Here is an 8171-nt window from a genome sequence, read left to right as displayed (position 1 = left end):
ACAGCATCTCCTGTGTCAGGCGGGCTTTCTGTCCCCCGCCATGACGATCCACAAGGCCATCCGGGCCATCCGCATTGAAACGCAGCACCCAGTCACGGATACTCTGACGGTCTGTCCCCGCAAGCAGGGCCGCCTCGCCGCGCGAGGCGCCATCATAAATCGCCGCAAGCGCCAACAGGCGACGCGACTGACCCGCATGCCGGCTTCTGCGCGCAAGGCGTCGCAACTCCGAACTATCATGATCGTCACGCAGGGATAGAGGGCTGCCCATCCAGAATGCCTCCTTCAGAGAATGGTCTGCATCCTATGAATCACATTTTTAAACCGATGGGTACCCCGTGAGTCAGGCCAAACAATGGTTGGTATAACCCCCGCGACACGACAGGGCAGGGAACCATGATGCGGTGGTTGGCGGCGGGTGTCGCCCTTGGTTTGTCCTGCCTTCCGGTCTGCGCCCATGCCCATGGGGTGCGTGATTGCACGCCCCGTCATACGGTCATGGTGCTGGATGATGGACAGGGTGCGTTTGATGGCATGATGCACGGTGGAATGTGGCTTGTGGTGCGCAATACCGGCATGCGGGCCTGTACGCTGGCATCGGTCGGTCCGATATCGTTTGAGGACGGACACCATCACGCCATCCCGGTCCGGTGGCAGCAGGCCGTGGCCATGCCGGACGGCGTGCTGCCACCGGGCGGGCAGGCCAGGACAGCCCTGCGCTGGGTGTCGGGCAATGCGTTTGACCCGGGTTACTGCATTACCCCGGCAACACTGGTGCTGTCGTTGCACAAGGGCGCGCTGCGACAGTCCTTTGGCCGTAGCCTGTGCGCCTTGTCCGGCACGCCGCCCGCACTGGAACAGCAGCCGTGGCAGGCAGGGCCAGCACGGCAATAACCTGAAAATCATGAAGAAGCTTTTGGTGAAGCTTGTTTCAAAAGCTTCAAGGAACGCCGCCTTTTTGCAAAAAGGCGGCACCCGGAAACGTCTATCTGTCTTGCGATACGCCTTTAGCGGGTCAGGGATTTGAAGTTGCGGGTCTGTTCGGTCAGGGCAACCTCAACCGGCAGGCGCTCCATGCTGGATGCGCCATAGAAGCCGTGGCAGTCCGGGCAGCCGGACAGGACCTTCTGCGCATCAGCCGGCATGGCAATCGGGCCGCCATGGCACAGGGCGATAATGTCGGGGCGCACGCTGCGCGCGGCTTCGGTAATCGCGTTGATCCGTTCAATGCAGTCATCCAGCGTAAACGCGGTTTCCGCCCCGATCGCCCCGCCCGTCGTCAGCCCCATATGGGCCACCAGCACGTCAGCGCCCGCTTTTGCCATGTCCACCGCGTTGGCCGGGTCAAAGACATAGGGCGTGGTCAGCAGGTCCTTGTGGTTGGCGCGGGCGACCACGTCCACCTCCATGCTGTAGCTCATGCCGGTTTCCTCAAGGTTCTTGCGGAAATTGCCGTCAATCAGCCCCACGGTGGGGAAGTTCTGGATGCCTGAAAAACCAATGCGTTTGACATCATCAAGAAACACATCGAAATCCACGAACGGGTCGGTGCCATTCACCCCCGCCAGTACCGGCGTGCCGGGCACGACGGGCAGGACCTCGCGCGCCATTTCCATGACGATCTGGTTGGCGTTGCCATAGGCCAGCAGTCCCGCCAGCGACCCGCGGCCCGCCATGCGGTACCGGCCGGAGTTATAGATCACGATCAGGTCGATCCCGCCCGCCGCCTCGCACTTGGCGGACAGGCCGGTGCCCGCGCCGCCGCCCACGATGGGCTTGCGTGCTGCGATCATGGTGCGGAATCGGGCAAGGATCTCACTGCGGGGAATGCTGGGCATTGTCTGTGTCCTTCATGAAGATAAGGGAAAATTCATGCGCAAGCGCATCGGCAAAGGCCGGGTCGTTGATCGCATGGGGCAGGCGGATCAGCCGACGGCGCGGGGTCTGGTCCAGTGTTTCGGACAGTGCGGTGTAGAAGGCCTCATCCGCCACCGGGTCGTGAAACGGTGCGTCCGGCTGGTCCAGCATGGAAAAACCGCCCTCGGGGTAAAGGAAGCGAACCTCGCCTTCGCACCGGTTCAACTGGTGGCCGATCATGTGGCCCATGGCGCGGCATTCCGCCACGCTGGTGCGCATGAGGGTGATATGCGGGTTATGTTCGACAAACACGCGGTCGCGATACCGTTCGGGCACCGTGGCGCGTGCGCCGAAATTGACCATGTCCAGCCCGCCGCAACTGCCCACATACGGGCGCTGCGTGCGAATGACGGCGCCCAGGCGGTCGGTATCGCACGGGAAAATGCCGCCGGCCACCAGATCGCAGAACTCGGTCAGTGTCGTATCAATGAAGCCGCGTATGACCCCGTCATCCGCCAGCCGTTCCATCGCGCGCCCACCGGTGCCGGTGGCATGGAACACCAGGCAGTCAAACCGTCCCGACAGGTCATGGACAATGTGATCGACGCACGGCGTGGTCACGCCAAACATGGTCAGGCCAATGGCGGGGCGGGGGTCCGGGGGGATATGGCACGGCGTGCGCACCATGCCCGCCATGGCGTTGGCGGCGTTGCACAGTATGACACGCGACAGGCGATTCAGCCCCTCCATGTCGGTTACCGAATACAGCATGGCGATATCCGATCCCCCGATATAGGGCGCGGTATTGCCCGACGCTACGGTGGAGACCACAAGCTTGGGCAGTCCCAGCGGCAGCGCCTGCAACGCAGGGGCCACCAGCGCCGTGCCGCCGGACCCGCCAATGGCGATCACGCCCGCCATGTCGGTGCGTGCCAGCAGGTAATGGCGCAGGGCAACCGCCATGGCGCCAATCGACTGCCCGCGCTCACCACGGAATACGGCGCCTGCCCCATCGGGGTGGCACGCAGCCACCGTACGCGCGCTGACATCCGCATCGGCATCCGTGCCGCGTGTGCTGACATCCACAATCAGCCCCTTTACCCCACGCGCATGCAGGCATTGGCGGATATAGGCCAGTTCCGCGTGCTTGGTATCGCAGGTGCCGGGGATATAGACGGTATCCGTCATGCGGGTTTCCTCCCATCGCGGGCGTTGAGCAGGGCCAGGATGATGATGGCCGCCCCCGTGGCGCACAGGCCGCCGACCAGAAACACGATTCCATACCCGTAACGGTCCGCCAGAAGCCCGGCCAGCGGCCCGGTCGCGCCATAGGCCAGATCCTGAAAGGCGGCGAAACCGCCCAGCGCCGTGCCGCGCATGTGCGGGGCGACCAGATGCACGACTTCAACCCCAAGCGAGGGATAGACCATGGAACATCCCGCTCCGGTCAGCACCGCGCCCCCCAGCGCCAGCAGCGGTGTGGAGGCGCCCCACAGCAGGTATTGTCCCGCTGCCTCGATCAAAAGGGAGAACAGCGCCACCTTCAGCCCGCCGATCCGGTCAGGCAGGTGCCCGCATGCAACGCGGCCAGCCACGAATGCGACCCCGAAACAGGTCAGACCCAGCCCCGCGTAAGGCCAGTGCGCATGCAGGAAACGCAGCGGCAGGAAAGCCCCAAGTGCGGCAAACCCCACCCCCTGCAACGCCACCGCAATGCCCTGCCAGCGGATGGTGCCCAGAATACGCCAGAACGGTGGCCTGCCCCCCGCATGCGGCTGCGAAGGCGGTACATCCCGCACCAGTCCCAGCCCCAGCAGCGGCAGCAGCGCGGATACCAGCATGAGGGCGCCCAGCCCCCAGTGTTCGTATATCGCAAGCCCGATCGGCCCCCCTACGGCAAAGGCGCCATACATGGCCGCCCCCGTCCACGCCAGCACCCGTCCCGCGCGCTGCTGGCCCATAAGGCCGATACCCCAGCCCAGCATGCCCACGATGGTCAGGCTTTCCCCGATCCCCAGCAGCAGGCGTCCCGCGATCAGGATGGCGTAACGTGCGCCATTGGGCAGGCTGGCCATGCCCGCCAGCACGCAGGTCAGGCTGGCCGCCACATACAGCGCCAGTCCCGCGCGCATGCATGGTCGCCCGCCCCTGGTATCGGCAAACGCGCCCGCATGGTTACGGCTGAGGATTGTGGAAAAGAACGCGATGCCTACCGCCAGTCCCGCAAGCCCGTTGCCGTAACCCGGCCAGTGTAGGATGGCGACCGGTATGGCCGCCAGCGGGAGTGCGACCGCCATGTAGGACAGGAACAGCGCAATGGCGAGGCGCCCCAGCAGCCCCAGCGGTCCGGTATCAGATTTCACGTGTGATGCGCACATGCAGCGGTTCGGCCAGCGCGGTCCTGAACACATCCGCCATCGCCCGGAAATGCGGCGTGGTTTCATGTTCGCTCAGGGCTTCGGGGCTGGCCCAGCGTTCCACGAATACGAAAACCGCAGGGTCCGACACGTCACGGTGGCATTGGTAGGAGATGTTGGTTTTTTCCAGCCGGGATGCCTTCACGCAGTCATGGATGGCCGCGATCGCCGCTTTTTCATGGTCGGGGCGGACACGTATGGTGGCGATGACCGTAATGGGCTGCTCTGTCATGGACTGTCCTCGGCTTGTGTCTGTCACGAGGATGATAGGATGCTGTGACACTTTCCTTCCACGAAGAAAGTGTCACGTGACACTATTGTCCATCCCATCCAGCACATGACGCAGGCGGCGCAGGGCTTCCGTCAGGTCAGGCAGGGCGACCGGGCCAAGGCACAGCCGTATGCCGCCCTGCGTGCAAATACCGGGTGCCGCCATGAAGGGCAGCAGCGGCGTGACCGTCACGTCTTCGCGCGCGGCCGCAGGCACGAAATCAGCCGCCTGCTCCATCGACATGGGCATCCATGCATGAAAGGCATCATAGGCGGGCGGCGTCAGGTCGGGGCCAAGAATACGCAGGGCCAGTTCACGCCGTCGCCCTGCCTCGCCCCGCAGCGCGCGCCGGACGGCGGTCGCGGTGCCATCGAGCATCCACTGCGCCATCATGGCATAGGACAGGGGCGCGATCATGAGCGATGAATTCAGCAGCGCATCGGCCGCCGCCGCCATGAAGCGGGCAGGGGGCGCAAGTGTGCCGATACGCAAGCCGGGGCTGAGGGTCTTGGACAGGCTGTTGACATAAAACGTCCGGTCCGGCGCCAGTATCACCAACGGGGGCAACCGGTCGTCACACGCGCAGTCATAGACGTCGTCCTCGATGATCAGGGCGTCATGCGCCCGGCATATCCGCACGATGTCGTGCCTGCGGGCGTGGTCCATGGTGGCGGTGGTGGGGTTGTGCATGGTGGGGGTGACATACAGCACGCACTGGCCGGTCCCATGGGCATGCAGCATGCGTTCCAGTGGTCCGGGCAGCAGGCCATGCCGGTCCATGGGCAGGCCATGCGGGGACAGTCCCGCCTGCCGCAGCAGCGACAGCATGCCGGGATAGGCCAGTTCTTCCGTTATGGCGACAGTGCGGACCCTGCTGCATACGCCTGCGGCCACGCCCAGCGCCTGCTGCGCCCCGCTGGTCAGCAGCAGGCGGTCAGGCGGCATGTCCACCCCCAATTCCGCCAGCCAGTGGCCCATGATCCGGCGGTGTTCGATATGGCCAGCGATGGGCGGGTAGACGTTGAACAGCGCCGGATCGACCGTATGGGCCAGGCGGCCCAGCGTGCGGGCCAGCGCGCGATTGCCGAACATGGGCGGCGGCATGTTGGCCGACAGGTCGATCGCCTGCCCCGATCCACCGGGGCGGGAGGCCACGAACATGCCGCGCCCGCGCACGCTGCGCACCAGTCCGCGCCGTTCCAGCATGGCATAGGCGCGGGTTACGCTGCCCACCCCTATGCCCAGTCGCCATGCAAGGTCACGATGCGCAGGCAGGCGGTCCCCTGCATCCAGCTTTTCCCCCAGAATGTCACCCGCCAGCGCATCCGCCAGGCGTTCGGCGGGTGGCGTGTCACCGGGGGGCAGGTGGGGATGCCATGGGGAATGCAGGCGCATGAGGGACCAAGCCTGTCCTGTTGCGGGTCACGCCCGGCATAGCAGGTCGTGCCCCGACACGAAATATGCGCGCTGGCGGCGGTCATTTCCATGTATCATGTTGCGTATCCAGTACAATCCGGGCGCGGACGGGGTGCGTCCCGACAGAAGGGGGAAATACTTGGTCCATCATCGTTTGGCGGGAACGGACGGCGTCCATGGCATGCGGTCACTGGCCATCATGGCCGGGCTGTTTTTCATCATCGGCTTTGTCACATGGCTGAACGGCCCCCTGATCACCTTCGTGCAGGTCGCCTTTGGTCTGGGGCCGGTGGGCGCGTTTCTGGTGCCGATGTGTTTCTACCTGTCCTATCTGGCCTGCGCCTTTCCCGCGATGGGCCTGGCGCGGCGCATGGGGTTGCGCGACGGGATTGTAGTGGCCCTTGTCATCATGGCCGCGGGCACGGCCGTATTCGGGGAATGCGTGGGCAGGCGCTGGTATCCCGGCGCGCTGTCAGGACTGTCCGTGCTGGGGGCGGGACTGACGCTGCTGCAGGTTACGGTCAACCCGTATGTCACCATGCTGGGACCGCCACAGGGGGCGGCACGACGTATTGCGACCATGGGGATCGCCAACAAGGCATCCGGTATTATCGCACCAATAATATTTTCTGTTCTGGTCATGCGCGATATCGGGGGTGTCATGACCCATCTGGCCAATGCGGTAGACATGAGACGGCGTGCTGCTGTGCTGGCCGCGTTCGCGCATGCCGTGGTGGTGCCCTATCGCTGCATGGCGGTTGTGCTGCTGTGTGTCGCCTTCGGGCTGCGCCATGCGGGCCTGCCTGATATCCGGCTGGTTGTTGATGCCGATGCCGCCACGCCGCATTCCGGGCGCATGCCTGCGCGGGCATGGGTGGGGATTGCCGTGGTGTTCATCTATGTGGGCGTGGAGGTCATGGTGGGGGACGCCATTGGTGTTTATGGGCGTGGGGTGGGAATTTCGCTGGGGCAGGCGCGGTTCCTGACCTCGCTCACGCTGGGGGCCATGCTGGCGGGTTATGTGGTCGGAACGGTCATGGTGCCCGCCCGGTGTACGGTGGTGCGCTATCTGCTGGCATCCGCCATCCTGGGGATGGCGCTGTGTCTTGTCGCGGCCATGACGCCGGGGGTTGGTTCGGTCCTGTGCGTGGCGCTGCTGGGGCTGGCCAACGCCATGATGATGCCGATCCTGTTTCCCCTTGTGTTGCAGGCGGCTGGTAACGGGCAGTATCGCGCCATGGCATTGCTGGTCATGGCGTTTTCGGGCGGGGCGTTCATGCCGCAGCTTTTTGCCGGGCTGATCCCCGTTATCGGGATGAAACCCGCCTTTACGTGGATCATGCTGCCTGCTTACGGCCTGATCGGGGGATACGCGCTGTGGATGGGGCGCAGGGGCAGATAGAATCCGGGCTTGGGGGACAGGCGCGGACAGGGCAGCATGACGGGCCACCCATGAAACGCCCTGCAGGCCACAGGGCCGTTTCTGCCGTAGCTTCATTCAAAAAGCCCCGGAAAAACGCCATCGTGCCGGGGAGGGGTGGCGCCCGGAAACGTTTGCTTTTCATCAACAGGTTATTTCACAACACGCCCTTACGGAAAGACTGTCGCCATGCCCGATATCCCCTGCTTCCGGTCTGTGCTGCCGCTTGTGTTCATGATGGGCATATGCGCGCATACGCCTGTTGCGGTGGCGGAACCGGCGCTGATGCCGCAACCCCGGACCTATCATCTTCAGTCCGGCGTGGCGCCATTGACCGGCTTGCAGTTACCCACAAATCTGCTGTTCTTGAATTTTGTGCTTGATGCAGATGAATCTGTTGTGATTCCTTTTCTGTCACCTTTATGCAGGCGGGGTGTGAGAATGGTACAGGATTGGGTCATACAGGAAATATCCGGATCTGACCTTGGCGACGAGCGCCTGAACAGGCGTCTGGGCACGATGCTCGCGGCACTTGCTGAACGACCGGGCAAGTCTCTCCCGACGGCATTTCAGGATTGGTCTGCGACCAAGGCAGCATATAGATTTTTTGCAAATGCAAATGTAAGCGAAGACAAAATCCTTGAAGGGCATTTTTCTGCTACCGCCCAGCGTTTCGATGCGACTGCAGGGCCAGTCCTGATCCTGCAGGATACAACGGAGTTTTCCTTCACCCGAGCATCTCCCGAAAAGATCGGGTTTACCAAGGTCTCTACGGGAGGCAGGGAAAAAA

General features: G+C 63.7%; 9 protein-coding genes. 3 read left to right on the top strand and 6 right to left on the bottom strand.

The window, feature by feature from the left end:
* Positions 1-271, bottom strand: a 271-nt coding sequence (locus GEU01_RS18155; RefSeq protein ID WP_026018770.1) for a helix-turn-helix domain-containing protein, incomplete at its 3' end; no start/stop codon positions are given.
* A 125-nt stretch (positions 272-396) separates the two neighbouring features.
* On the opposite strand from GEU01_RS18155, the gene GEU01_RS18150 reads away from it, so the two are divergent.
* A complete protein-coding gene (locus tag GEU01_RS18150; RefSeq protein ID WP_019087217.1) occupies positions 397-894 on the top strand; it encodes a DUF4232 domain-containing protein in 498 nt (165 codons plus the stop codon).
* 113 nt (positions 895-1007) lie between these two features.
* Here the strand turns inward: GEU01_RS18150 and GEU01_RS18145 are convergent, their stop codons facing one another.
* From GEU01_RS18145 to GEU01_RS18125, 5 genes are all read right to left on the bottom strand, one after another.
* Positions 1008-1838: a phosphoenolpyruvate hydrolase family protein gene (locus tag GEU01_RS18145; protein ID WP_019087216.1), complete on the bottom strand. Its 831-nt coding sequence runs from the start codon at positions 1836-1838 to the stop codon at positions 1008-1010.
* Positions 1816-3045, bottom strand: coding sequence for a Tm-1-like ATP-binding domain-containing protein (locus tag GEU01_RS18140; protein ID WP_019087215.1), 1230 nt, complete (start codon positions 3043-3045; stop codon positions 1816-1818). Before GEU01_RS18140 ends, GEU01_RS18145 begins: the two co-directional genes overlap by 23 nt.
* Positions 3042-4235 carry an arabinose transporter gene (locus GEU01_RS18135; protein ID WP_019087214.1) on the bottom strand — a complete coding sequence of 398 codons (1194 nt, stop codon included), beginning with the start codon at positions 4233-4235 and terminating at the stop codon, positions 3042-3044. The genes GEU01_RS18140 and GEU01_RS18135 overlap by 4 nt, the downstream gene beginning before the upstream one ends.
* Entirely contained in the window at positions 4210-4506 is a 297-nt protein-coding gene (locus GEU01_RS18130) for a putative quinol monooxygenase (protein WP_019087213.1), read from the bottom strand. The genes GEU01_RS18135 and GEU01_RS18130 overlap by 26 nt, the downstream gene beginning before the upstream one ends.
* 72 nt (positions 4507-4578) lie before the next feature.
* A complete protein-coding gene (locus GEU01_RS18125; RefSeq protein WP_019087212.1) occupies positions 4579-5940 on the bottom strand; it encodes an aminotransferase-like domain-containing protein in 1362 nt (453 codons plus the stop codon).
* A 202-nt stretch (positions 5941-6142) separates the two neighbouring features.
* Here GEU01_RS18125 and gluP point away from each other — a divergent pair, with 202 nt between their 5' ends.
* On the top strand, positions 6143-7363 hold the full coding sequence (gluP, locus tag GEU01_RS18120) for a glucose/galactose MFS transporter (RefSeq protein ID WP_019087211.1): 1221 nt from the start codon (positions 6143-6145) through the stop codon (positions 7361-7363).
* Between the two features lie 207 nt (positions 7364-7570).
* Positions 7571-8171: IS4/Tn5 family transposase DNA-binding protein (locus tag GEU01_RS26490; RefSeq protein WP_042710946.1), on the top strand; the 601-nt coding region annotated here is incomplete at its 3' end.

Origin of the sequence: Komagataeibacter europaeus LMG 18890, assembly GCF_000285295.1 — a bacterium.
GTDB lineage: Bacteria > Pseudomonadota > Alphaproteobacteria > Acetobacterales > Acetobacteraceae > Komagataeibacter > Komagataeibacter europaeus.
The sequence above is the reverse complement of the archived record's forward strand: the minus strand, read 5'-3'. Positions and strand labels throughout refer to the sequence as shown.

Excerpts from the sequence above, each read along its gene's own strand:
- GEU01_RS18135 (WP_019087214.1), bottom strand. The coding sequence starts at position 4,235 with ATGTGCGCATCACACGTGAAATCTGATACCGGACCGCTGGGGCTGCTG.
- GEU01_RS18125 (WP_019087212.1), bottom strand. The coding sequence starts at position 5,940 with ATGCGCCTGCATTCCCCATGGCATCCCCACCTGCCCCCCGGTGACACG.
- GEU01_RS18150 (WP_019087217.1), top strand. The coding sequence starts at position 397 with ATGATGCGGTGGTTGGCGGCGGGTGTCGCCCTTGGTTTGTCCTGCCTT.
- gluP (WP_019087211.1), top strand. The coding sequence starts at position 6,143 with ATGCGGTCACTGGCCATCATGGCCGGGCTGTTTTTCATCATCGGCTTT.
- GEU01_RS18140 (WP_019087215.1), bottom strand. The coding sequence starts at position 3,045 with ATGACGGATACCGTCTATATCCCCGGCACCTGCGATACCAAGCACGCG.
- GEU01_RS18130 (WP_019087213.1), bottom strand. The coding sequence starts at position 4,506 with ATGACAGAGCAGCCCATTACGGTCATCGCCACCATACGTGTCCGCCCC.
- GEU01_RS18145 (WP_019087216.1), bottom strand. The coding sequence starts at position 1,838 with ATGCCCAGCATTCCCCGCAGTGAGATCCTTGCCCGATTCCGCACCATG.